The 24,890-nt window shown below is 68.0% G+C and carries 21 protein-coding genes and 1 pseudogene; 11 read left to right on the forward strand and 11 right to left on the reverse strand.

All coding sequences use genetic code 11. The features are described from left to right. Positions 1–9 precede the first annotated feature (9 nt). From IBX22_RS01130 to IBX22_RS01160, 7 genes are all read right to left on the reverse strand, one after another. Positions 10–1,170, reverse strand: a complete 1,161-nt coding sequence (locus IBX22_RS01130) for a protein phosphatase 2C domain-containing protein (RefSeq protein ID WP_194813518.1) — start codon at positions 1,168–1,170, stop codon at positions 10–12. Further along, positions 1,167–3,584 (reverse strand): serine/threonine-protein kinase, encoded by a 2,418-nt coding sequence (locus tag IBX22_RS01135; protein WP_194813519.1) that lies wholly within the window; start codon positions 3,582–3,584, stop codon positions 1,167–1,169. Before IBX22_RS01135 ends, IBX22_RS01130 begins: the two co-directional genes overlap by 4 nt. Continuing rightward, positions 3,581–4,768, reverse strand: a complete 1,188-nt coding sequence (locus IBX22_RS01140; RefSeq protein ID WP_309234371.1) for a hypothetical protein — start codon at positions 4,766–4,768, stop codon at positions 3,581–3,583. The genes IBX22_RS01135 and IBX22_RS01140 overlap by 4 nt, the downstream gene beginning before the upstream one ends. Further along, positions 4,765–5,727 (reverse strand): glutamate ABC transporter substrate-binding protein, encoded by a 963-nt coding sequence (locus IBX22_RS01145; RefSeq protein ID WP_194813520.1) that lies wholly within the window; start codon positions 5,725–5,727, stop codon positions 4,765–4,767. Before IBX22_RS01145 ends, IBX22_RS01140 begins: the two co-directional genes overlap by 4 nt. Beyond that, positions 5,724–6,995: a hypothetical protein gene (locus IBX22_RS01150; RefSeq protein ID WP_309234372.1), complete on the reverse strand. Its 1,272-nt coding sequence runs from the start codon at positions 6,993–6,995 to the stop codon at positions 5,724–5,726. Before IBX22_RS01150 ends, IBX22_RS01145 begins: the two co-directional genes overlap by 4 nt. A 175-nt stretch (positions 6,996–7,170) precedes the next feature. Beyond that, positions 7,171–9,063: a CocE/NonD family hydrolase gene (locus IBX22_RS01155; RefSeq protein WP_194813521.1), complete on the reverse strand. Its 1,893-nt coding sequence runs from the start codon at positions 9,061–9,063 to the stop codon at positions 7,171–7,173. 35 nt (positions 9,064–9,098) lie between these two features. Further along, positions 9,099–9,974 (reverse strand): SDR family oxidoreductase, encoded by an 876-nt coding sequence (locus IBX22_RS01160; protein ID WP_194813522.1) that lies wholly within the window; start codon positions 9,972–9,974, stop codon positions 9,099–9,101. Positions 9,975–10,115: 141 nt separating this feature from the next. Between IBX22_RS01160 and IBX22_RS01165 the strand changes: the two genes are divergently transcribed. The 6 genes and pseudogenes from IBX22_RS01165 (at position 10,116) to IBX22_RS01185 (ending at position 15,935) form a co-directional block, all read left to right on the forward strand. Beyond that, positions 10,116–11,642, forward strand: coding sequence for an aldehyde dehydrogenase family protein (locus IBX22_RS01165; protein WP_194813523.1), 1,527 nt, complete (start codon positions 10,116–10,118; stop codon positions 11,640–11,642). Positions 11,643–11,702: 60 nt separating this feature from the next. Next, positions 11,703–12,452 (forward strand): crotonase/enoyl-CoA hydratase family protein, encoded by a 750-nt coding sequence (locus IBX22_RS01170; protein ID WP_194813524.1) that lies wholly within the window; start codon positions 11,703–11,705, stop codon positions 12,450–12,452. Positions 12,453–12,459: 7 nt separating this feature from the next. After that, positions 12,460–12,563 (forward strand): annotated as a pseudogene (locus IBX22_RS38460) (acyl-CoA dehydrogenase family protein); the annotation flags it as partial. Positions 12,564–12,627: 64 nt separating this feature from the next. Next, complete coding sequence (locus IBX22_RS01175; protein WP_194815791.1) at positions 12,628–13,122, forward strand: DUF6285 domain-containing protein; 495 nt, start codon at positions 12,628–12,630, stop codon at positions 13,120–13,122. 1 nt (position 13,123) lies between these two features. After that, a complete protein-coding gene (locus tag IBX22_RS01180) occupies positions 13,124–14,149 on the forward strand; it encodes a phosphotransferase family protein (RefSeq protein WP_194813525.1) in 1,026 nt (341 codons plus the stop codon). A 226-nt stretch (positions 14,150–14,375) separates the two neighbouring features. After that, positions 14,376–15,935, forward strand: coding sequence for an NAD(P)/FAD-dependent oxidoreductase (locus tag IBX22_RS01185; protein WP_194813526.1), 1,560 nt, complete (start codon positions 14,376–14,378; stop codon positions 15,933–15,935). Between the two features lie 210 nt (positions 15,936–16,145). On the opposite strand, the gene IBX22_RS01190 is transcribed toward IBX22_RS01185, so the two are convergent. Further along, positions 16,146–16,634 (reverse strand): MarR family winged helix-turn-helix transcriptional regulator, encoded by a 489-nt coding sequence (locus IBX22_RS01190; RefSeq protein ID WP_194813527.1) that lies wholly within the window; start codon positions 16,632–16,634, stop codon positions 16,146–16,148. A gap of 101 nt (positions 16,635–16,735) precedes the next feature. Between IBX22_RS01190 and IBX22_RS01195 the strand changes: the two genes are divergently transcribed. Then, the gene (locus IBX22_RS01195; protein WP_228538122.1) at positions 16,736–18,388 is read left to right on the forward strand and encodes a DHA2 family efflux MFS transporter permease subunit; all 1,653 of its coding nucleotides are present in this window, start codon (positions 16,736–16,738) and stop codon (positions 18,386–18,388) included. Here IBX22_RS01195 and IBX22_RS01200 read toward each other — a convergent pair. From IBX22_RS01200 to IBX22_RS01210, 3 genes are all read right to left on the reverse strand, one after another. Beyond that, positions 18,291–19,337 carry an AraC family transcriptional regulator gene (locus IBX22_RS01200; RefSeq protein ID WP_194813528.1) on the reverse strand — a complete coding sequence of 349 codons (1,047 nt, stop codon included), beginning with the start codon at positions 19,335–19,337 and terminating at the stop codon, positions 18,291–18,293. The genes IBX22_RS01195 and IBX22_RS01200 overlap by 98 nt on opposite strands. A gap of 267 nt (positions 19,338–19,604) precedes the next feature. Further along, positions 19,605–20,252: a TetR/AcrR family transcriptional regulator gene (locus IBX22_RS01205; protein WP_194813529.1), complete on the reverse strand. Its 648-nt coding sequence runs from the start codon at positions 20,250–20,252 to the stop codon at positions 19,605–19,607. Between the two features lie 2 nt (positions 20,253–20,254). Continuing rightward, positions 20,255–20,851, reverse strand: coding sequence for a TetR/AcrR family transcriptional regulator (locus IBX22_RS01210; protein WP_194813530.1), 597 nt, complete (start codon positions 20,849–20,851; stop codon positions 20,255–20,257). A gap of 251 nt (positions 20,852–21,102) precedes the next feature. Between IBX22_RS01210 and IBX22_RS01215 the strand changes: the two genes are divergently transcribed. Genes IBX22_RS01215 through IBX22_RS01230 form a run of 4 tightly spaced genes read left to right on the forward strand, consistent with a single transcriptional unit; the run spans position 21,103 to position 24,886 of the window. Then, positions 21,103–21,942: an ABC transporter permease gene (locus IBX22_RS01215; RefSeq protein WP_194813531.1), complete on the forward strand. Its 840-nt coding sequence runs from the start codon at positions 21,103–21,105 to the stop codon at positions 21,940–21,942. Continuing rightward, entirely contained in the window at positions 21,942–22,808 is an 867-nt protein-coding gene (locus IBX22_RS01220; protein ID WP_194813532.1) for an ABC transporter permease, read from the forward strand. The genes IBX22_RS01215 and IBX22_RS01220 overlap by 1 nt, the downstream gene beginning before the upstream one ends. Before the next feature lie 6 nt (positions 22,809–22,814). Then, positions 22,815–23,867, forward strand: a complete 1,053-nt coding sequence (locus IBX22_RS01225) for a mammalian cell entry protein (protein ID WP_194813533.1) — start codon at positions 22,815–22,817, stop codon at positions 23,865–23,867. Continuing rightward, positions 23,864–24,886 carry an MCE family protein gene (locus IBX22_RS01230; RefSeq protein WP_309234373.1) on the forward strand — a complete coding sequence of 341 codons (1,023 nt, stop codon included), beginning with the start codon at positions 23,864–23,866 and terminating at the stop codon, positions 24,884–24,886. The genes IBX22_RS01225 and IBX22_RS01230 overlap by 4 nt, the downstream gene beginning before the upstream one ends. Positions 24,887–24,890 lie beyond the last annotated feature (4 nt).

The raw sequence follows: 24,890 nt of genomic DNA on the forward strand, positions 1-24,890 counted from the left end.
CTGGATAGCTCAGGTGATGGGTGCCAGTGCGACGGTGATGTTGTCGCGCCCGCCGCTGCGCAACGCGAATTCGACGAGTTCGCGGGCGGCGGGCATCCGTTCGGCCGCGGTCGCGATGACGGCCAGGTCGTTCGCGCCGGGCCGGTAGTTCCACAGGCCGTCGCTGCACAGCAGCAGCACGCCGGGGCCCGTGGTGGTGAAGGTGCCGACACAGCTGTCGGCGGTGGGTTCGGCACCGGAATCGGCTCCCAGCCAGCGCATCAGGTGATGGGCGCGCGGATGCTGCATGGCCGTTGCTTCGTCGGTGCCGAGGTCGACGAGGGTCTGGGCGTAGGAGTCGTCCTTGGTGAGCTTCTGGGAGGGCCGGCAGACCGACGCCGACGATTCGGTGCGCAGCCAATAGGCCCGGCTGTCACCGATATTGGCGTGCGCGATCTCGAATTCGCCGGTGCCGTAACCCCGGACGATCGCCGAGACATAGGTGCAGGAGGGTGCGTGACCGTTGGGTTTGGCGGTGGCCCGGACCGCCTCGATGGCGGCGAGAAGTCCGGCGTAGACGGCCTCCTCCGGCGAGTCGCCGTCGGCGAGGGCGCTCAGGCAGCCGTCGACGCCCGCGCGCACGGCGGCTCCGGAGGCCGCCTGCGGGTCTTCCGAGGAGGACACACCGTCGCTCACCACGATCACGGTGGTGCCGGGAATACCGCCGGGCCCGTCGATGACCGCCGCGGCGACCGAGTCCTCGTTGCGCGCATGGCTCAGCCCGCGATCGGTGGCGACATACACCGCGCCCAGGTCGGCCTCGAAACGGTCTGGCTGAGTACGCAATTGGCCACAACCACGGCAGTAGCCGTCACTGTCGTGGTCTTGCCCGCCACAGCTCTCGCAACTCGACGGCCCGGCCGGCGTGCCCGCTTCGTCCACCGGCCGCGGCAGCGCGACCCGGCGCGCACCGATCTCCTGCCCGCATTCCTCGCAGTAGCGATCTTTGACACCCACCGGGGCCTGACAGTTGGGGCAGGCGGTGGTGCGCTGCCGTTCCGCAGGGATGGGCAGAGGCTCGGTAGGCACGGTGCCCGCGGTGGTCGGGTTCAATTCGGCGCTCACAGTGGGGATCGAGTCGGGCAGGGACGGGTGGGTGGGAGCCGCGTCGGGCGGCCGCTCGGCGTTCATAGTGTGGTTCTCGGTCGGACGCGGTTGGCGCGGTCGACCATCTCGAAACGTGCCCACATATCGGGTGTTTCGCGTGCCAGGTCGCGGTAGCAGCGTTCCAGGCCGGTGCGTACGCCTTCCAGATCGAAGGGTGCGCCGAGCAGCGGCGTATGGCTGGCGGGAGTTTTGCCCGCGGTCAGCCAGGCGAGGGCGGCGTCGAGCACCTGCATTCGTACCTGGGCGCGGCGGCGAGTGGACTCGATGGTGAGGGCCTGCACGCGGTCCCCCGCTTCGCGCAGCACCGGCTCGGACAGATCGTCGGGGCCGCGATCGGCGAGAATCGTTGCGACAGCGGCGATCCGGGCCTCGGTGTAGAGCGAGGAGGAGGCTTCGACCTCGTCGAGCACGGCCACCGCCCCGTCGCGGTCGCCGCCGTGCCGGCGCAGCCGGGCCAAGCCGAAGGCGGCGCTGACGAACGCGTGATCGGTGCGCCACACCAGTTCGTAGTAGCGGGCAGCCTGGAAGCGATCCGCGGGCACCCCCGCCATCTGCGAATCGCCTTCCGCCGCACCGGATCCGTTGGTGTCGCGGCGGCCCGCGGCGGCGTGCACCGCGAGTTCGGCGACCGCCGCCAGCGCGAGTTTCGGGGCGGGTTCACCGGGCAGCGCGGCGTAGACGGCGTCGAATTCACCGTAGGCGCCCCGGAAGTCGGCGGCCAGCAGCCGAGCCTGGCCGCGATACCAGGCCAGCCGCCAGTCGCCCGGTAGGGCGGTGGCCAGGTCGTCGATGCGGCGGAACGCGTCGTCGTGGTCACCGATGTCGAGGGCGGCGCGGACCAGCCGCAACGGGATCTCCACCGATTTCTCACCCGTGGTGACCACGGCCTGCAGCCCGGCGTTGAGCGCAGGTTCCAGTTCCGCGGGTGAGGTGCCGCCGGTGGTGGCCAGCAGCGGGGCGCCGCTGTCGCTCGGGTCGACCAGCGGAACCGGCAGTGCCGCAATGATATCGGCGGATTCGATGACCGTGTCCGCGCCGATGCCGAAGACCGCGCGGGGTGGCCCGAAGAACGCCGACATGCCCGGGCGGGGCACGCCGTCATCGGTGGCCAGCACCTCGCGCAGCACACCGGTCAGCTGATCGGTCATCTCCTCGGTGGAGGGGAAGCGCGCGTCGGCTTCGGTGTCGGTGGCGCGCAGCAGGAATCGGTGCAGCGAGTCGTATTTCGCCAGCAGCGGTTCCTCGGCGGGGTCGGGCAGCGGCCCGAGAATGCCGTTGTGCAAACCCAGCCGCAGCATCAGCACGGCCAGCGTGCGCCCGACGGTGTAGATCTCGGTGGCCACCGTCGGCCCGGTCTCGGCGATTTCCGGAGCCTGGTAGCCGGGTGTGCCGTAGATGGGGCTCGACTCGTCGTCCATCGCGATGACCGCGCCGAGGTCGATCAGCTTGAGATGGTCCTCGGACTGGATCACGTTGTCGGGCTTGAAATCACAGTAGGCCAGGCCGTTGGCGTGCAGATAACCCAGCGCGGGCAGCATGCCCAGCATGTAGGCGATGGCCTGCGGCGGCGGCAGATGCCCGCCCTCGGTGTCGCGGTGGCGGCGCAGGATCTGCTTGAGCGAAGTGCCGCCGACGTATTCCATCACGATGTAGCCGACCGCGATACCGTCGTCGCCGACGTGCTCGACGAAGTTGAAGATCTTGACGATGCTGGGGTGCTCGACCTCGGCCAGGAACCGCTTCTCCGCCAGCGCCGCCTTCATGGCGTCCTCGTCACCGGAGTTCAGCAGACCCTTGAGCACCACCCAGCGGTTGCCGACATTGTGGTCCACGGCCAGATAGATCCAGCCGAAACCGCCGTGGGCGATACAGCCTTTCACCTCGTACTGGCCGCCGACCCGATCCCCGGCGACGAGCTTCGGGGTGAAGGAGAACTTGGTGCCGCAGTGCGGGCAGAAGCCCTCGCTGCGGCCCGGGCGGCCGTCACGGCTGCGCCCGACCGCGCGACCGCAGCTGCCGCAGAACCGTTTGTCCTCGGCGACTTGCGGATTGGTCAGGATGGCGCCGAGCGGGTTCACCTTCGGCTGGCGTGGCATCTCCACCAGACCGCCGCCGAGGCCGCCGCGTTTGCTCTGGCTCGACGAGGAGCGGCCGGTGCGCACCGAACGAGCGGAGCGGCCGGTGCCGGTCGAGGCTTCGGTCGTCGGCATCGCCGCAGACGACGTCGTGGGCTGACTCGGCGCGGCGCCGCAGACGTCGCAGTAGCCCTCGGAAATGCTTCCGGTGCAACCGGGTTCGGTGCAGGACTGGCCTTCGGTGGGTTGGGTCGGTGGCTGTTCGGCCGACTCCTGGGTTTTCGCCTCGGAGGGCGCGGTGCCGCAGCGGTCGCAGTAACCATCCTCGATGGCGCCGCCGCAACCGGGCTCGGTGCAGGTCATCGCGTCCTCCCCGCTTTCTTCTCCCCGATCAGGTGCTGATAGTCGGCGACGGCACGGGTGACCGCCGCCAGATCGCAGGGCTTACGAGTGAGCAGCCCGGCCGCGATCTGATAGGCGGCCAGCACTTCCCGGTCCTCGCTGACGCCCAGCCGCGCGGCCTTGGCTTGATAGCCGCCCAGGCGTCCGTGCAGTTCGGCGCGCCGGTCCAGCAAGCCCTGGGCGAGGGCTGCGTCGGCGTTCGCGGCGTCCGTGGCGTGGGCGATCCGGGTGCGCAGGCCGAGCAGCGCCACCGCTGGACCGGAATCGCTTGCCAGCTTGGATAATTCGGAACCAAGCAGTGGAGTCGGGTCCGAACGCGTGGGCAGCGGCGCGGTGAGGATGCGGCGTTCGGCATCGGCTTTCACCTGCGCGGCCCGATCTCTGGCCTGCCGCAACAACTCCCACCGCCGCCTGGTCTCGGCGACGGCCGCGGGCCACTCCGCGGTGATAGCGTTCAGCTCGGTGAGCACCGTCGACTGCTTGCGCACCGCCGCGCCGATCTCGGCGATACGCGCGTCGATCTCCGCGGTGGTCAGCGAAAGTGGATCGGTGCCTGCGCGCCGCATCAGCGCGTCGATGTCGGCTGCGATGGCACGGAATTCCGGTGTCACACCCTTGGCGAGCTCCACCTGCGCCTGCAGCGGGCCCAACCCCGAAGCCACCCGGCTGTTGACCGCGTCGACCCCGTCGAGGAACTCGGCGATCCGCGGGAAGGTGGCGCGCATACGGTCCAAAGTATCGGCCAATCCGACGAACAGCACGTGTTCGCTGGGACCGGTGAGCGAGCGCTGCGCCATCGGGATCGGCGTGCGCCCGGCCTCGTGCGGGCGGCCGCGCAGCAACTGCGTCAGCTCGACCCGCGCGCGGTCGTCGACCCGGCCGCGGGTGCCGCGCAGGGTGCGCGCCCGATCCAGGATGGCCTTCATCCGGCCGTGGTCCTCCCACATCAGATCCAGCGCCTGCCGCACCGGCTGCCAGCGCTGCGCGGTCAGTCCGGCCGGCGGGAAATGGCGGATCAGGATCAGCCCGGGATGGTTGTCCAGCTCCAGCAAGGTGCTGGTGATGGTGTCGAATTGCTGTGTGCGGTCGGATAATTCGCGATCGATCTCGGCGACGCTGAGCGGCAGCATGGCGGCGGCCCTCACTCGCTGTACCGGGTGGCGGGCGGGCCCGGGGAGGGGCCCAGCTGCGACAGATGCTTGGCGTAGATGCTTTCCCAGCTGCCGTCGACGCGCAGGCGTTCGATCACGCCGTTGACGAAGCGGACCAGGTCGGGGTTGTTCTTGGCGATGCCGACCGCGTAGGCGCCGCTGCCGATCGGGTCGCCGAGCACCGCCAGGTTGCGGTCCTGTGCGACCAGGCCGTGCAGGATCGGCTCGTCGGCGCTGATCGCGTCGACATGGCCCTGTTGCAGCGCGGCCAGGCAGTCGGTCCAGTTGGTCACACCGAGCACCGTCAGGCGGATCGGCAGGGTGAACAGCGGGCCCGCGGCGGTGGTGCCGCTGGCGACGCACACCCGTTTGCCGGCCAGGTCGGCGCTGCCCTTGATGCCGGAGTTCTTGGGCGCCGCGATGCGTTGCGTCGCACGGTAGTACACACCGGAGAAGTCGACATCGCGGCGGCGCTGGCAGGTCGCGGAGAAGGTGCGCACGATCAGGTCGACCTGCCGGTCGCGCAGGGCTGTGATGCGTTCGGCGGCGGTCACCGATCGCAATTCGACCTTGGAGCGATCGCCGAAGAGGCTGTAGGCGATCTCGCGCGCGACCTCGATGTCGAAGCCTTCGAGTTCACCGGTGTTCGGGTTGCGGAACCCGAACAGGTAGGTGTTCTGGTCGACGCCGATCCGGACCCGGCCGTTGGCCACGATCCCCGCCATCGGGGAACCGGCGGGCATCGCGCCCGGCTGCGGCAGCGCCTTCGGGGTCAGGCTGGTTTCGGCATCGCACTCCCCCTCGGCTTGCGGCGCGGAGGTGATCGGAGTCAGTTCCGGCGGTGTGGGATTCACCAAGGCCACCGTGGTCGTCTCCGGTACCGAGGAGTCGGCCCCGCAGCCGGCGAGCAGCAGCGCCACACCCAGCAGCGGCGCCCAGGCGCGGGTCCTCACAGGAACTCCTTCACACGCGGCCACAGTCCGATGATGACCGCCGCGGCCGCGAAAAGCATCAAAAGTAGTGTGGCCGAGGGACTGTAGGACAGGGCGTCGCCGGCGGAGTCGACACCGCCGCGCAGCTCACCGCGGACCCGGGTGAGCTCTTGCCGCAGGGACTCGTCCAGGCTGGCGAATTTGGTGGCCGAGGTTTCGGCGCCGCGGCCGATGGCCTGGTCCACCGCCTCGGTGAACTTCGCCGCCTGATAGGCCTCGACCTGTTTGCGATGCCCGGTGGTCCAGCTCTGGAATCGTTGCGAGGCATCGGATTCGGCGCCCGTGACCGCGGTGAGCCGGTCCCGCAGCGCGGTGGTGTGCTGGGTGAAGGTTTCCTCGCCCTCGGCGATGTCACCGCGGGTGATCAGCTGCAGCGTCTCGGCGGTGCGCGCCTGCTGCGCCAGAATCCGGGCTTCGGCGAGGGTTTCGAAGCGCTTGGCGGCTCCGGCCTCGCCGCCGTCGAGTGCGGATCCGGCCAGCGTGGTCGCGACCACCACCCAGATCATCGCCAGCGCCGTCGCGCCCGCGGCCACGGCGAGCCCGACGTTGAACCGGCGGTTGGTGCGCTCGAGCAGCACGTATGACCCTGCACCACAGGCGATCAGGACCAGCAGCAGCAATGCGAGGCTGGCCCATGGCAGTGCGCCGATCCGGCCCTGCTCGGCGTTGACCGCGGCGAATCGGTCGGTGCTGAGCTTCTCGGCGTTCTTCAGCAGCGAATCCTGCATGAGCGCCGAGGCTTCGCGCAGATAGGCTGACCCGACCGGGAAACCCTGCCGGTTGTTGGCGCGCGCCGTCTCGACAAGCCCGGTGTAGGCGGGCAATTCGGCGCTGATCCGGGCGACGATCAACCGGGTTTGCTTATCGTTGGCGCCCACGGTGGCGTCGGCCAGCGCGGCGGCCGCGTCGGCCAGCGCCGTCTGGTAGCGGACCCGCACATCGGGGGCTTCGATACCGCCGGAGAGGAAAGCCTCCGCGGCGGCGGCATCGGCGGCCGAGAGCGAGACGTAGAGGTTCTGGGCGGCGTAGGCCAGCGGTTCGGTGCGATCCAGCGCCGACTCGTGCCGGGATATCTTGCCGCTCAGCTGATTCGCGCTGGTGAACCCGGCGAGCAGGCACAACGTGACGACGACGAGTACGACGACGCCGATCGCGCCTGGCGTAGTCGCGGCGAAGCGCCGCAGCCACAATGCCGCATTGCGTACCGCCGCTGGTAGGCGAGGTCTCACACCGTCCCCCCTTCAAATCCCGGCCGGTGTCTACGCCGCGATAGTACGTCAGCCGCCAGCCCCGCGCCGCCCTATTAATCGGCAGGCGATGTCGGCTCGACTCGGGGTTGCCGGGCGCTCGCCACCGCGGCCCCGGTGATCACGGGCGGCCGCCGGGAAGGAGCGGCGGCGCCCGCTACTTCTGAGCCGTCAGCAGGCTCAGGTAGCTGGGGTGTGCGGGATCGAGAACGATTGCCTGCCCGCGGATCTGGCGCTTCTTCCAGGGTGCGATGAAGTGCCGGGGGAAGCTGCTGCGACTCACCGAGACGCGGAGGCGATGGCCGGCGCGCAGGAGCGCCTCGGTGGGGTTGATTTCGATGTCGATGTCGAACGGCACGCCCGGGGTCAGCGGCGCGGCGCTATCGGCGGTGAGGGTGTGCATGGGAAAGAGGAGTTCGCCGTCGACGTAGTCGCTCTGGCCGGGATCGGTTGCGCGCAACGACGATAGGAGCGCCCCGCGGGTGAGGGGCACCGAGGCGCCGTCGGGGTGCACGGCGCACACGGTGACAGCCCAGAAGGCGTCGGTGCCGTCGGCTTCGGCGCGCAGGTGCAGGTTCATCGGGCCGGTGAGCACGGTGTCGGCGGCGAAGGGGTCGCTGGTGAAGGTGACCGCGGCGGCTTCGTTGCGGCGGTCGTCGTTGCCGAATGCACGACCGAACAGCAGGGACACGCCCATGCTCATCACCGCGGTGTTGTTGGAGGCCGCGCTGCCGCGCACGGCGGGTAGTGGCATGCGGTATTCGACGTCGACCGGACTCTCCGCCAGTCCCGCGTCACCGGCGGAATGCGCTGCGGTGCCGGTGCTTTCGCCGGTCAGGTAGAGCCTGCGCACGCGCGCCGCGGGGTCCGGGAAGCTGTCGCGGCGCACCCATACGCCGTCGCCCTGGCGGCGCACGGTGATCGGGCCGTAGCCGTCGATGCCGTTGTCGATGCCCTTGACCCACTTGTCGAAGAACGCGCATTGCAATTCGTCGAGCGCCTGCGGATTGCCCGCGTCGCCGAAACCGGAGCCGGGCGTCAGATGATAGGAGTCGTCGACGAGCACCTGCTTCGGGCCACCGGACACCGGGATACGGTCGTAGAGACGGAAATTGGACCGGTTGTAGACATCGTGCCAGCCGCCGTGGATCCAGGTCGGGACGGTGATGTCCTCGTATTTACAGAGCCGGGCCGCCCACATCGGGTTCAGGTACCCGTCCTCGTGGTCCGCGGTGAACGCCAGCCGCAGCGCCCGGCCGAGCCAGCCGGTGCTACCGATCGTCCGGTCCCGCAGGAACTTTCCGGCGATCCCGGCGCGCAGCAGGCCGGGCCAGGCCGGCAGCCATTTGCCGCCGTTGACCGCGAGCATCCAGACGATGATGCCCGGCGTCGGCACCCCGCCGGTGAGCCCGAGTTCGCGCACCGGGTTCTCACCCGCCTCGATCGCGAAGCACGCCTTCACACCCTCGGCCTGCTGCCCCGCGGTGAGCAGGGCCGCGATGGCGCCGTAGGACAGGCCCTGCACCGCGACATCGCCGTTGCACCACGGCTGTTCGCGCACCCACCGCACCACTTCGAGATAGTCCCGCTGCTCCCGTGGGCTGAAGAAATCCCAAGTGCCGGTGGAGCTTCCGGTGCCGCGCACGTCCACCATCAGGCCGACGTAGCCGCGCGAGACGGCGGTGCGGTTGATAGCGAAGGGCTCCAGGACCCCACCGGCGGGCGTGCGCAGCACATCCCGGGCGGTCATACGGGTGCGGTCGGACGGCTCCAGACGCGCGGCCAGGCGGCGCAGCACGGTGTGGAACCGCATGCCGTGCCGGTTCAGCATCTTGTTGTAGGCGGTGAAGTTGATGATCGCGGGCAATGGTTCGGCGGTCGGGCCGGAACGGTCGCCGGGACGCAGAATATCCGCGGTGAGCACCGCACCGTCGGACATGGCGATCGGAACGGTATTGCGCCCGAACAGTTTCGGGTATTTCACCGGCCCGATGTCGAAACGCGCATCCGGTGCGGCGGTACCGGCGGTGGTGGACAACGGCTGACCCATGACGACCCTTCGCGACAACTGTCTCAGATGCCTGCCTATGGTGCGCGCACAACACCCGGCTTGTCGAGTTCGGCTTTATCCAGGACCCGATGCATGCCCCAGTTCATGCCCCGCATCGCCAAGTTGTAGGTCACCGGGAGATACCGCTGCGCGTAATAACCGACCCGGATATCGGGCGAGGTGAACACCATGTACCGGTTGCGCTCCACGCCCCGCACGACAGTCTTGGCCGCCGCATCCGGCGTCACCGCGTGCCGCACGAACAACCCCATCGCCTTCTGCACCGCCTCGGCTTCGCGGTCGACGCCCGCGATATCGACCCGGTCCACCATGGGTGTGGCCATCGCGCCCGGGCACACCAGGCTGACGCCGATCTTGTGACGGCGCAGATCGAACCGCAGCACCTCCGAGACCCCGCGCAACCCGAATTTGCCCGCGCTGTAGGGCGCGTGCCACGGCAGGCCGAACAAACCCGCGGCCGAGGACACGTTGACCAGGTGCCCGCCACGCCCGGCCGCGATCATCGGCGGCAGGAATTCCTCGATCACGTGAATCGGGCCCATCAGGTCGATATCGATGGTGCGCCGCCACTGCTGATGGGTGAGGCGTTCGACGGTGCCCCAGGTCGCGATGCCCGCCACGTTCATCACGATGTCGACGCTGGGCAGTTCGGCATGCACCTTCGCCGCGAGCGCGACGACCGCGGCGTGATCGCTGACGTCGGCGGCTTCGGCCAGATGCACTGTCGCTCCGGCCGCGCGCAGGTCGGCGGCGGTACGCTGCAGGCCGTCGTCATCGATGTCGGTGAGTACCAGTGCCGCCCCCTTGGCGGCGGCCGCTTGCGCGATGCTGCGGCCCAGGCCGCCGGCCGCCCCGGTGATCAGGCAGCTCTTGCCGTCGAACTTCGTCATGGCACGACCATAGCGGTCTACGAACACTGTTGTCTATTTATGCTCCCGGCGCGTTCGCCCCCGCGAAAAGCAGGCCGGGGACCGCGCGGGTGGGAGAGCATAGAGCCAGCCCGAAACAATCAGCGACAGTGGAGGTCTGCGATGACCACCGTGCACGGTGCCCACTCCATCCAGGTCCGTAACCCCGCAGACGGCACAGTCGTCGGCGAAGTCCCCGATCAGGACCGGGACGCCGTCGACGCGGCCGCCCGCGCCCTGCGAACGGCGCAGCCCGCCTGGGAGGAAATCGGCCCCGCGGGGCGCCGGAAATGGTTGCTGGCCTGGCAGGATTGGCTGATCGACAATTCCGCCCGGCTGTCGGAGGTAGTGCGCTCCGAGACCGGGAAACCGCGCGCGACAGCCGATATCGAGGTCCCCGCCGCGGTCGACCTGATGAAGTACTGGGCCAACAACGCCGCCCGGTTCCTCGCCGACGACCATCCGAAACCGCACAACCTGCTGGGCAAAACCAAACAGCTCACCACCTGCTACCGCCCCTATCCGGTGGTCGGCGTCATCACGCCGTGGAACTTCCCGCTGCTCAACATCTTCTTCGACGCTCTGCCCGCGCTCATGGCCGGCGCCGCGGTCCTGGTCAAGCCCTCCGAGGTGACCCCGCTCAGTGCCGTCGAGATCGCCCGCGGCTGGGCCGAAATCGGTGCGCCCCCGGTCTTCTCAGTTGTCACCGGATCGGGCAACACCGGGCACGCGGTGGTCGAAACCGCCGACTACATCCAGTTCACCGGCTCCACCCGCACCGGCCGCAAGATCGCCGCCGCCTGCGGTGACCGCCTCATCCCGTGCAGCCTCGAACTCGGCGGCAAGGACCCGGCCATCGTGCTGGCCGACGCCGACCTGGACCGCGCCGCCAACGGCATCGCCTACGGCGCCATGTTCAATGCCGGTCAGGTCTGCATCTCCATCGAACGCGTCTACGTCGAGGAGCCGGTCTACGACGAGTTCGTCGCCAAACTCACCGAACGGGTCGCCGCGCTCCGCCAAGGCGACGACGCCCAGCCCTACAGCGCCGACGTCGGCGCCATGGCGACTCCGGCGCAGCGCGACATCGTGCAGCGCCACGTCGACGAGGCGCTCGCCGCGGGCGCCCGCACCACCGTCGGCGGAAAGTCGACCGGCACCGGCACATTCTTCGAACCCACGGTGCTCGTCGACGTCGACCACAGCATGTCGTGCGTGACCGAGGAAACCTTCGGCCCCACCATTCCGGTGATGAAGGTCGCCGACGAGGACGAAGCGGTCCGGCTCGCCAACGACTCCATCTACGGGCTGTCGGCCACCGTCTGGACCGGGGACAAACAGCGCGGCGCGCAGGTCGCGCGGCGATTGGAAGCGGGAGCGGTCAACGTCAACGACTCCTTCGCCAACATGTTCAGCTTCGCCCTGCCGATGGGCGGCTGGAAACAATCCGGCATCGGCGCCCGCTGGGGCGGCGCGGCCGGTATCCGCAAATACTGCCGCCAGCAAGCGATCACGGTCCCCCGCATTCCCACGCAGAAATCCGAGGTCACCTGGTTCCCGGCCTCGAAGGTGCGGACCCGCGCCGTGATCTCGCTGCTGCAGGGCATGGCCGCGCGTGGCAAGCGCCGGCTGCCGGGGCTGCGCTCCTGAGCCACCGATCGCGCCGGGGCAGGATGACCGGGTCAGCATCCATCGACCAGAAAGCTCGCGATGACAGTCGAATACGAGAAGGCAGGCCGGGTCGCCGTGATCCGCCTCAACCGTCCGGAGAAGCGCAACGCCTTCGACTCGGCGATGACCGAGGGTTTGGATCGCGCGCTCAACGAGCTGGAGGACGATCCGGAAATCTGGGCGGGCGTGCTGACCGGTGTGGGACAGGGCTTTTCGGCGGGCACCGACCTGGCCGCCGGATCCGGCGCGCACACCGAACGCGGCGGCGAGTACGGCATCATCCGGCGGCATCGCAGCAAGCCGCTGATCGCCGCCGTGGAAGGTTTCGCTTTCGGCGGCGGCATGGAAGTAGTGCTGGCCTGTGATCTCGTGGTGGCCGCGCGCAACGCCAAATTCGGCCTCCCGGAGGTGCGCCGCGGTGTGATCGCGACCTGCGGCGGGCTGTTCCGCACCCAGCGCGCGCTGCCGCTGAACATCGCCAAGGAAATGCTGCTCACCGGCGATCCGCTGCCCGCCGAACGGGCCTACCAGGTGGGGTTCGTCAACGCCTTGGCCGAGGAGGGCACTGTCCTGAAGACCGCGACCGAGTTGGCGCATCGGATCTGCCGCAACGCCCCGATCTCGGTGCGGGAAAGTCTCATCGCGGTGGAGCGCAGTAATTCCACCGACGACGAAACCGCCTGGCACATCACCGAACAAGCCATGCTCACCACGCTTGCCTCCGAGGACACCCGCGAAGGGATCACGGCCTTTCTGGAACGTCGCGAACCACGTTGGTCCGGCCGATGACCCGAGCCATTCGCGCCACATGACGTTCGAACACATCTACCGTAGGCATCGCCGCTACCGGATCACCGAGGCGCGGACGAAGTGCAGCCGCGCCGCATCGCCGAGGAACTGATCGCCGCCACCCCCGCCAGACTCGGGGCGGTGATCCCAGGGCCTGGCCGGAATAGGAGCACGCATGCCGCAGGACCTGCCCGCCGCCGAGGATCTCATCGACGTGGTCGCCCGGCATATCGCCGAGCACACCCGGGCCGCGTTACCGGGGGCGCGCGGTGTGGAAGCCCTGGCGGCGGCGGGGCTGCTGAAACTGGTGCGCGGCTTGCCGATCGGGCAGATCGCGGTGCTGCAGGGCGTCGCGTGGTATCTGACGAAGCGCACCCGGTCCGCGCTGCACGGCTCGGTCGCTTTCGAAACCCGCATTGCCGCAGACCTTTTGCTGATCGCCAAGCGTGAGATCGAAATGGGTGCCGGGATCCGGTTGGCCGACGAGCATCGGCTGCGGCGGCTGCTCGGCACCGACGGTTCCTATTCGGAGCTGGAACAGACGCTGGTGCAACGGCTCCGGGATCCCGCCCCGGTCGACTGGGAGCCCACCCTCGCCTACCTGCGCGCCTCGGCTGCCGAACGGTTGCGCATCGCCAACCCCGAGTACACGCGCACCGAGTCCCGCTGAAATGCCCACCGACACAACATTGCTCGCGCGCGACCTCACCGAAGTCCTCGCCCCGCAGCTGACCGGTCCGCTCACCGTGCTCGACCTGCGACGGCTCACCGGCGGCGCGGCCCGCGAAACCTGGTCCTTCGACGTCCTCGACGCCGAGGGCACCCGGCATCCGCTGATCCTGCGCCGCGACCGCACTCAGAACCCGGACGAGTTCGTCGGCCGCAAGGACGCCCTGGACCGCGCCGGGGAATTCGCCCTGCTGCGCCACCTGCACACCGCGAACATCCCCGTGCCGCGGCCAGTGGCCGCTCCGCAGCCCGGTGACGTGCTCGACGACTGCTTCCTCATGGAACGCGTCGACGGCGAAACCCGGCCCTGGGTACTCATTCGCAGCACCACCCTCGAGGAGGTGCGTCCGCGTCTGGTCCGGCAGTTGGGTGCGGCCCTAGCCCGCATTCACTCCTGCACCGCCGCCGAGCTGCCGTTCTTGCCGCAGCGCCCGCTCGCGGGGCAACTCGACCTCGTCCGCGATCTGCTCGATCGCGGCGGCCCGGCCCGCCCCGCGCTGGAAGCCGGGCTGCGCTGGTGCCGCGACCGCCTGCCGAGCATCGGCCCGCGTCCGATGCGGTTGGTGCACGGCGACTTTCGCACCGGCAACTACGCCGTCGGCCCCGACGGTCTGCAAGCCGTGTTCGACTGGGAATTCGCGCACATCGGTGACCCCGTCATCGATCTCGGCTTCGCCTGCCTGCGCTCCTGGCGCTTCGGCGCCGACGACCAGGAGTTCACCGGCATCGGTTCGCGCGCCGACTTCTTCGCCGCCTACCAGGCCGCCGGCGGCACCCGCATCGACGAGCGCCTCGTGCACTTCGGCGAGGTCCTGAACACCTTGGTCCTGGCAGGTGAATTCCTGTGCCGCGCACAGGGATTCCGGTCCGGAGCCGAGCGCACGGTGGAATCCGCCGCCATCGGCCGCCGGATCGCGGAAGTCGAATACGACCTACTCGCCCTCCTGGACCGAGACTCCGAGGCCTGAGATCACCCGCCGTTCTCGAACAACGCGCGACAATATGCCGTACCGGAGCCGGCACACCGGGCGGAGGCACACCTCAGCAGCCGGTGCGGCGAACTCACGAGTACTGACAACGTCATAGGAATCGGGTATCGAAACCCGAACGCCGGAACCCTTACATCAGTGCAGCCGGTTAGGGATGCTTCGGAGACCTGCCGGGCAGCGAGCCCTACGACGAAGTGGTGACGGCATGAAGACCCAGACACGTGGCGAACGTCCTGACTACGAAGTGCTCGTGGTGGGCGCCGGGTTCGGCGGGATCGGGATGGGGATCCGGCTCCGTAACGCCGGTATCGATAATTTCATCATTCTGGAGCAGGCCGGGGATATCGGGGGCACCTGGCGGGACAACACCTATCCCGGTGTGGCCGTGGATGTTTCGTCGTTCATGTATTCGTTCTCCTTCGAGCAGAATCCGAACTGGTCGCGCGCCTACGCGCCCGGCGAGGAACTCAAGGCTTACGCCGACCACTGTGCTGACAAGTATCGGCTGCGGTCGAAGATCCGCTTGAACACCAAGGTGACCGGCAGCGAGTTCGACGAGAACCAGCATCTGTGGCGGGTGTCGCTGGACAGCGGCGGCATACTCACCACGCGATATCTGATTCTGGGGGTCGGCGCTCTGACTCAGCCGAAACTGCCTGACATTCCCGGCGTCTCGGACTTCGCGGGTAAGACCATGCACACTGCCCGCTGGGATCACGATTGCGACCTGGACGGCAAACGAGTCGCGGTCATCGGCACCGGCGCGACCGCGGTGCAGGTGGTCCCGGCAATCGCGAAAGCGGTTGCGCGACTCGATGTTTACCAGCGCACCCCGATCTGGTGCGGTCCGAAACCGGATCTGCTGATCCCGGATTTGCTGAAGGCGGTCTTCCGGTGGGTGCCCTTAGCCCAATCGAGCGCCCGGATGGCGGTTTCGGCCGCTACCGAGGCGGTGATGACGCTGGGCATCGTGCACCACAAGCAGGTGCCATTGCTGGTCGAGAAGATCGAGTCGGCGTGCATCGCCCACTTGCACAAGCAGGTGCCCGACCCGGAACTGCGGGAGAAGCTGACACCGAAGTACGGCTTCGGATGCAAACGCCCGTCGTTCTCCAACGACTATTACGCCACCTTCACTCGCGACAATGTCGAGCTGGTCACCGACAGCATTCAGCGGATCACCACCGACGGCATCGTGACTGCCGACGGGTGCCGCCGCGAAATCGATACCCTGATCCTGGCTACCGGATTCAAGGTCTTCGAGCGCGGAAACACCCCGCCATTCCCCGTCTACGGACGCGGTGGGGTGGAGATCGGCCAATGGTGGGACCAGAACCGATACCAGGCCTATCAGGGAATCGCGTTGCCGCTCATGCCGAACGCGTTCTCCATCACCGGCCCGTACGGATTCACCGGCGCCTCCTACTTCCAGCTGATCGAAAACCAGACCCGGCACGCGCTGCGCTGCATCGAGTCTGCCCGGCGCCGGAAGGCGACCTATATCGCGGTCAGCCAAGACGCGCACGACCGATACTTCCGATGGGCACTGAGTCGCACCTCCGACACCGTTTTCTACAACAGCTGCGCCGGATCCAACAGCTACTACTTCGACAAGCACGGAGACACTCCGCTGCTGCGCCCGTCCTCGGCGGTCAGCGCGTGGTGGGACAGCCGCAATTTCAGCTTGAAGGACTACCGCTTCGAATCGCTGTCGACGCTGCGGGTGACCGGTTCCCCGCCGGTCGACGTGGAGGCCAGCGCCTGAGCGAGTGCGGGCGCGACATCGCCGACCGCGATCTTTGTGCCCGCCCTCCCCTGCCATTTTTGTTCGGCGCATCCGACGAGCTCTGAACAGGACTCATATTTGGATGCGCATATCTACAGACTGGGATGCGGTCGCCGCCGCCAGCATTTGGCACAGATAAGCATTCCGGGTGGCGGCCTGCGCTACGGGCTACGGGCTGCGCGATGCGGGCTACGGACTGCCACCATCCCCTAGTCCGGCGTCCAAACTGGCGCGGAGTTCGGACAGTAGCGTTTCGACCTGGTCCAGCACCTCCCCCGAGTAGCGGCCAAGCACTGCGTCCTGCTGGGCGTTCAGCGGGCCGAAGAAGTTGTCCGCCAGCTGTTTCACGTCGCCGCTGCTGCGCAGAGTAACGATGCGCCGGTCGCGATGTTCGCGGGTTCGGGTGAGGTAACCGGCCTGTTCGAGGCGGTTCAGCAGGGCCGTCATGGCGCCTGAGGTGAGGGAGATGCGCTTGCTCAGGAGAGCCGGCGACAAGGGGGCGTCACGCTCTTCGGCAGCGCAGATCTCGAGCAGAGCGAACGCGTCGGTGGAGTGGACGCCGAGGGAGACAGCGAAGCGGCGGCCGAGCTCGGTGAACGCCGAGCCGTAGGCGCGGAGTTGTTCGCCGAGGCGTTCTCGTTGTGCGGCAACGGCGTTCGGCGTCTTCGGCTGCGCCATCCGAGTGCCTCCCTGGGGTCTCGCGGTGGGTGGTCGTGGTTGACAACCTACCGCCCTATCAATGTATCTTCATCACAAAGATACTTCACCATGGAGATACATTGAATAGTGCAGCAGTAACTCATCCCGCTCGGCAGTGGCTGGGCATCGTCGCGGTGTCACTCGGCGTGGCGCTGATCGTCGTGGACATCACGATCGTCAATGTCATCCTGGCGCCGATCATCGCGGACCTGTCGATCGATTCCGTTCAGGCGCAATGGGTTCAGGAGTCCTACGCGATCGTCTTCGCGGCATTGCTGTTGCTCGCCGGGCGATTGTCGGACCTCTATGGCGCGCGCCGGCTCTTTCTCGTCGGACTGCTCGTTTTCGGCGCAACCAGCTTGCTGGCCGCACTCGCACCGAACGGGGAGCTACTGATCGCGGCACGATTCGTGCAGGGCGTCGGCGGGGCCCTGATCCTGCCGACCTCCTTGGCGCTGGTGAACGCGACGTTCACCGGCAAGGCGCGGGCCCAGGCGTTCGCGATCTGGGGCTCGACCATCGGTGCGGCGGCGGCCGTGGGTCCACTGCTCGGCGGGTGGCTCGCGGACTTCTCCTGGCGGTGGGCGTTCGGCGTCAATCTGCCGCTGGTGGCGGTAATTCTGGCCGGGGTGCTGATTTTCCTGCCGAAGTCGCCGCGCATCCCCGGACAGGTCGACATGCTGGGCGCGGCGCTGTCGGCAGTCGGGCTCGGTGCGCTCGCCTACACGATGATCGAGGGGCGCACCCACGGGTGGCTCCTGACCACCGAGCCGCTCGCCATCGGCGGATTCACCTGGCGCAGCGGCCCCTCCCCCGTGTTCGTGCTGTTCCTGGTGTCCGCACTGGTGCTGGCCGGGTTCTGGCGACGGCAGGCAGCGCTCGGCCGGGCCGGTGCTGAGCCGCTCATGGATGTGCGCCTGTTCAGCATTCCCTCGTTCCGCAACGGGAATGTCGTGACGCTGGTCGTGGGCCTCGGCGAATTCGGGATCATCGCGGTGTTGCCGCTGTGGTTGCAGTTCGTGCTGGATTACAGTGCGCTGCAAGCGGGTCTGGCGCTGTGCGCGCTCGCGGTGGGCAGCTTCTTCGCCAGCGGGGCAAGCTTCTCGATGGCCGCTTCGGTGACCGCGCTGGGGCAGGTCCGGATCGGGTTGCTACTGGAAGCGGCCGGGCTCGTCCTGCTCGGAGCTATCGCGGCGACCGACAGTGCGTGGTGGTGGATCGCTGTCGCCCTGTTCGTCTATGGCATCGGCGTCGGGTTCGCCACCGCCCAGGTGACCAATGTCGTTCTCGCCGACATTCCCGCGGCGAGCGCTGGGCAGGGATCGGGGATCCAAAGTGCGGCACGCGAATTAGGCTCGGCGCTCGGTATCGCGCTGCTCACGACGCTGTACTTCACGTCGCTCACCGGCAGTCTGCGCGATCGCCTCGAGCAAGGGGGACTTTCCGGCCCGGATGCCGGGCAGCTCAGCGAAACAGTCACCGACAGTGCCGGTTCGGTCATCCCCGCGTTGGCGGCCGATCCCAGCACAGCGGCGGTGGCCGGCGCCGCCCGCGAGGCGATGACCGTCGGACTCGAGGTGTCGAGTTATGTCTGCGCGGCACTGCTGGTCTTGGCGCTTGCCGCGACGGTAACCCTCAGACCAGCTCGGGGACCAGCCGCGCCCCGGAAGTCACCGAACGCGCACGATATTCCTGTGGTGGACAACCCTTCCAACGCCGGAACGCGCGAATGAACGACGCCGCCTCGGCGTAACCGAGGCGGGCCGCGACCTGTTCGGTGGTCATATCGGTGTGCACGAGCAGTTCCTCGGAGAGCATCTGCCGTACCTCGTCCAGGAGCGCCCGGAACGAGGTTCCCTCTTCGCTCAGTCGTCGCGACAGGGTGCGCGCGCTCATGAACAGGCCGGCCGCGACGGTGGCCTGATCGGGGATCTCCCCCGGGTTGCGCACCAGCATGTCCCGCACCGATCCGGCCACCCCGGTGCGGGTCCGCCGCCGCGCGAGCAGGTCACGACAGAGCTGCTCGCAGGTTCCGCGGGCCCGGTCGTTGGCGCGGGGCAGCGGCATGTCCAGGTAGGCGGCGTCGAAGGCGACCACATTGGCGGGAGCCCCGAAGGCCGGTTCGACACCGAAAGTCTTGCGGTAGCGGGAGGTGTCGGCCGGCGCGGCATGCCGGAAGCCGACCCGGTGGATCGGCACCGCGACGGAGAACACTTCCCGGCCGATCGTCTGGATCCCGGCAAACGCCCGTTCGGCGAGGAACGCGCGCAGGTCCTCGGGAATCACGTTGCCGTCCAACAGGAATCGGCCTTCGCCGTCGCGCTCGGTGAAGGTGAGCTGCCCGAACGCGAACCCCAGATCCAGATGCCGCAGCGCCACATCGATCACTTCACGCAGCGTGCGACTGGACAGCAGCGCCAGTCCCCACGGCCCGTACAGCGAAATATTGTGGCGCCCACCGGCTTCCACGCCAAGCCCCGATTCATCGCCGAACCGGGCGAGCAGATTACGCACCACCTGGACTTCCTGGCGAGCGGTGATCTCAGCGTCTGGGTCAATCCCGGTTCCGGGTGCCAGCGTGGTGCCTTCCAGGCATTCCGCCACCGTCATGCCGCGTTCCTCGGCCAGCCGGATGAGTACATGCACACTCGAAGTGCTGCGCGGAATATCCCAGTCGAACATATGGTGCTCGTCCTCAAAGCTACAGTGTTGTTTGGCGAAATGTATCAATCGACCAGGTGATCTGTCGGCAGAATGCCGAAATATTGTTACCCGCCATAATGCCTGGACGGTGCGACTGGGCACTGCGAACAAATCGTTGCCCTAGGCCACGTCCGCCCCCTGAATGTTCTCGGCGATACGCTCGACATGTCTGGGACAGAATGGCAGCAGCGGCATTGTTCAGTGTGTGCGCACCGTCGGCAGCGTCGCCGCGTCAGGCGTTGTCGCTCAGGGTAATTCGCCGAGCATCAGATCGATCGCGGCGATGATCCGTTCGACACCGAATTGTTCCGGGTCGTCGAGGACGCGACGGGACAGCGTCTGCAGACAACCCTGCACGAGCTCTACGAACACGTCCAGGTCGACCTCGTCCGCCCGTTCCCCCGGCGGACGCCCGGCCAGCCAGTCCCCCAGCAGCTGCCGCAACGGCACCCGGAATTCGTTGCGCGCCTTGCGAATATGGTCGCGCAACAGCGGCGGAACGCCGTCGATCGGGAAGTACACCAGCCGCCAGGTGCCGGGCATGGTGCGCACATCGGACAGGAACCGCCCCAGCGCCGCGAGTAGCACTTCCCTTGCCCGCGTACCGGATTCGGGCTCGGCGAGCAGTGCCCGGCCGACCGCCGCGCGCATCCGGGAGGTCTCGCGTTCGATGAGCGCGGCCAGCAGTTCGTCACGGTTACCGAAGGAGTCGTAGACGACCGGCCGGGTGACTCCCCCGTGCTCGGCGACCGCGGCAATGGTGACCTCGGCGAACCCCGCGGTGGTGACGATCCGCAGCGCGGTGTCGAGCAGTTGTTCGCGGCGGTCGGCGGGTAGTAGTCGTTTGGCGTAGCGGCGCCGGGGTGGCGGCGCCTCGGTCCGAGACCTGGCCATGCTCAACCCCTTCCGAGACCGGTCGAGGCGACCGCGCGGCGGGTCAGCCAGTGCAGGGTGCTCGCGACCGCGTCGCGGCGCTGCGGGCCGTCCTCGGCCAGCACCAGGCGGGCGGCGGTTTCCGCGGCGCTGATCACCGCGTAACTGAACAACTCGGCGTCGATCTCGGTGTCCCCCATGGCCGCGACAATCCCCAGCATGGCCTGGGTCCGGACACGCAGCGCCGCACGGCCGCCGGCGACGCGCTCGTAGGCTGCGCGCGGCATGCCCTCACCGGGCATCAGCACGAACCGCCAGGTTTCGGGGGCTTCGAGCACGACATCGAGGAAGATGTCGGTGGCGCGCAGCGCGATCTCGGCCGGGTCGGCGCCGGGCTCGGCCTCCGGGATGGCCGCCGAGGCCATGAGCAGCGCCCGCTCCTCCTCCCGGTCCAGCAGGGCGTCGAAAAGGCCGTCGCGGTCGCTGAATTCGGCATAGACGGCGGGGCGGGTGAGACCGGCGGCGCGGGCGATGGCGTGCATGCTGACGCTGGCGTAGCCGTCCCGGACGATCAGTTCGCGGGCCGCGTCGAGGATGTGCTCGCGGCGCGTGGACGACACCCGCTCCTCCATCATGGTCGGTCGTTTTCTTGAAATCCCCGGTTCGATCGACCCGGCCGGGCCAGTGTACGCAACGAGCCTTTCGCGGCTGTCACACAGACCCGGAAATCTGTCGAATTTTACGTGCTCCGTGGCAGTTTCGCCGCGAAATTGACGTCGTTGTTTTGTGGTCTCGCCGATCTTTGCCGTTTCCGCTTCTCCGGCCCTGGGGTTCGCCACAATTGTCAGGGAGAATTCACGAAGGGGGCCCGATGGTTCCGGACGACGGCGGCCCGGCGACCGCCATCCACATTGTTCGCCGAAACGTGACCGACACAGCGATTTCCGGCGTTCGGACGTTCGGCCGCACGGTCGACATGGGCATCGAATCGGTGCGCGGGGGCGTCGCCGATCTGATCGGGATGCGCTTCCAGTGGCACGAAATGCTGCGCCAGGCTTGGTATCTCGTCACCGTCACCGCGATTCCGGCGATTCTGATGGCGGTGCCGTTCGGGGTGGTCGTCTCGGTGCAGGTGGGCAATCTGATCCATCAGCTCGGCGCCGACTCGATGATCGGCGCCGCGGGCGGACTCGGTGTCATCCAGCAGGGCGCGCCGATCGCGACGGGCCTGCTGCTCGGTGGCGCGGGCGCTTCCGCGATCGCCGCCGATCTGGGAGCACGCACCGTGCGCGAAGAGATCGACGCGTTGCGCACGATGGGCATTTCACCGGTGCACCGGCTGGTGATTCCGCGGGTGGCGGCGATGCTGCTGGTGGCGCCGCTGCTGAACATCCTCATCGTCTTCGTCGGCGTGGTCTCGGGGTACGCGGTGGCGATCAGCGCGCAGAACGTGACGCCCGGCAGCTACTGGGCGACCTTCGGCTCCTTCGCAGTGGTGGCCGACGTGTGGATCTCCATCGCCAAGGCCATGCTGTTCGGGTTCCTGGTGGTGATCGTGGCCTGTCAGCGCGGCCTCGAAGCCAAGGGCGGGCCGCGCGGAGTGGCCGACGGGGTGAACGCGGCCGTGGTCATCTCGGTGGCCTCGATCATCGTGGTGAATCTCGTGATCACCCAGGTGGTCACCATGTTCATGCCGCTACGGGTGGCGTGATGCCGTCTTCCGCTTACGCTCCCAAGGGCCTCGGCTGGGCCTATCGCATTGCGCGCCAACCGGATCGGCTGTTGAAGCCGGTCGAGAACACCGGATTCATGCTCGGTTTCGTCTTCCAGGCGCTGTGGGCGATTCCGTTGACGCTCAAGCGCTATCGCGCGCAGACCATGCGCACGATTACCGACATGACCTGGGGCCGCGGCTCGGTCATCGTCGGCGGCGGGACGGTGCCGATGCTCATCGTGCTCGGCATCGCGATGGGCGCGGGTGTGGGCATCCAGTCCTTCGCCGCGCTGGACCTGATCGGTCTCGGCCCCGTCACCGGCGTGGTGTCGGCGTTCGCCAACACCCGCGAACTGGCGCCGATCGCCGCGGCGGTCGGATTCGCGGCTCAGGCGGGCTGCCGGATGACCGCCGAGATCGGGGCGATGCGCATCTCCGAGGAGATCGATGCCATCGAATCCCTTGGGCTGCGGTCGATTCCGTTCGTGGTGACAACCCGGGTGATCGCCGGGGCGGTCGCCATCGTGCCGACCTTCCTGATCGCGCTGATCCTGTCCTACCTGGCCTGCTCGACGGTGATCGTGCTGCTGCACGGGCAGGCGGGCGGGGTCTACGACCACTACTTCTTCCAGTTCACCAGCGGCTACGACGTGTTCGCGGCGGTGGTGAAGATCCTGGTCTTCGGCGTCACCGTCATCCTGATCCATTGCTACTACGGCTTTTTCGCCTCCGGTGGCCCCGAAGGCGTCGGCATCGCTTCCGGCCGGGCGGTGCGGGCCAGCTTCGTCGCGATCATCGCCTTGGACATGGTGCTCACCATCGCGCTGTGGGGCATCAATTCCGCTATCGAATTCCCCGGGTGAGCGCACATGCCGAATTACGCGATCCCCGGTGTGACGATGGGCAGGCGCGGCGCCCGCACGGTCGGCGCGGTCGCGCTGGTCGTGGCCGCCGTCGCCGCCCTGACCTGGCGCTCCGGGCTCGACGACGCACCTGACGGCGTCCTGCGACTACAGCTGCGCACCGAACAGATCGGCCAGGGCGTCATCCCCGGCACCCGGGTCCGCCTGGACGGGGTGATGGTCGGGTCGGTCGCCGAGATCGCGCCGGCCGGGCCGGGGCAGCAGCTGATCACGCTGGATCTGGAACGCACCCAAACCGGCTCTCTCACCGATGCGTTGAGTGTCGACTACGCCCCGGAGAACCTCTTCGGCATCAGCGCGGTGGCCCTGCGCGCGGGCACCGGCGGCGCTCCCCTGCGCGACGGCTCGGTGGTCGATCTGTCGGGCCGTCACGCCGCCAGGGTCAACGACGTCACCATGGGCGTACTGCTGCAGGCACTCACCGAAACCTCCACCGAGGTGCTCACCCCGCAACTGAGCGATCTGATCCACAAGTTCAGCAGCCAATTGCGTTCCTTCACACCGCTGTTCGAAGCCATCATCACCCTGAGCACCGCGGTCGCCGACACCCAGCGGTATCCCTCGGACTATCTGCTCGACCAGTACGCGGCGTTCTTCGGCGGAGCGGGCGAGTTCACCGGCGCCACTTTCCGGCTGGTCAACGCCATCCTGAATATCGAAATCTTCGTCACCGACCGGCCGCGCTACGACGCGTTCATCGACCTGGTCGTCACCGGCGTCCTCCCCGCCATCGGCAATGTCGGCGCGGTGGCCGAGGAATACTTCATCGGGTACACCACGGCGCTGACACCGGTTGTCGCCGCGGTCGCGGCCACGGTGCCCGATCCGAGGCGATCCAAGGCCGAGATGGACGAAATCGTCCGCAGGCTGCAGCACATGTTCATCGACACCCCGGACGGCCCGGCCCTGAACGTGGCGGTGACGCTGCGCGGAATGCCCGGCCTGGCTATCCCGCTGCTGGGCGAGCAGGGGTACAGCGCGCTGGGAGGGCCGCGATGAAACCCCTGTCCCTGCGAGCCATCCTGGTGCGGCTGACGCTGTTCGCGGCGGCCATGCTCGCCCTGCTGCTGGTCATCGTGAACGCGATCACCCGGCCGATCGACGGCGAAACCTCCGCCTATACGGCCGAATTCACCGACGCCAGCGGCCTGAAGACCGGTGACGACGTGCGCATGTTCGGCGTGGGGGTCGGGAAGGTCACCGCCATCGAGCTGAACGGCAGCCGCGCCGAGGTGCGGTTCACGGTGCAGGACGAGCGGCCCGTCTACGACACCAGCGTGATCGCCATCCGCTACCAAACACTGACCGGTCAGCGATATGTCGACGTCCGCCAGCCCGACAAGCCCGGGCTGCTGCTGCCGCGCGGTGCGGCCATCGGCGCGGCGAACACGGTGCCGTCGTTCGACATCACCCAGCTGTTCAACGGTTTGCAGCCGGTGATTCAGGAGTTCTCCCCCGGTGCGCTCAACCAGTTCACCGAGAGCATGCTCGCGGTCATCGAAGGCAACGGCTCCGGCATCGGACCGGCGCTGGACGCGATCGAGAAACTCAGCCGCTACACCACCGATCGACAGGCCGTCATCTCAACCATCGTGGCCAACCTGCACACCATCTCCAACCAGATCGGCGGCAAGTCACCGCATCTGGTGACACTGCTGGAAGGGATCGCCGAGGTGGTCACCGCCTTCCGCGCGCAATTGGACGGCCTGCTCGACTTCGCCGCGGTCGCCCCGACCGGGCTCGGACCGTTGAACCGGCTGATGGACACCCTCGGTTTCACCGAGCCCGAGAATCCGGACGTCTACAACGACCTGCTTGTGCTGTTCCCCGACCCGCAGGCCGCGGCCGACGCGGTCGGCAAGCTGCCGGGGCTGCTACAAGCGCTGAGCAATCTCCTGCCGCCTGCGAATGCCGCCGCCAATCAGGTCAGTCTCACCTGTTCCAAAGGCAATGCCGAACTGCCGCAAGTGCTTTCGGTGCTCGTGGCCGGACAGCGGGTGGCGATATGCAACGGATGACGCT

This window comes from Nocardia sp. XZ_19_385, from assembly GCF_015355755.1.
Taxonomy (GTDB): Bacteria; Actinomycetota; Actinomycetes; order Mycobacteriales; family Mycobacteriaceae; genus Nocardia.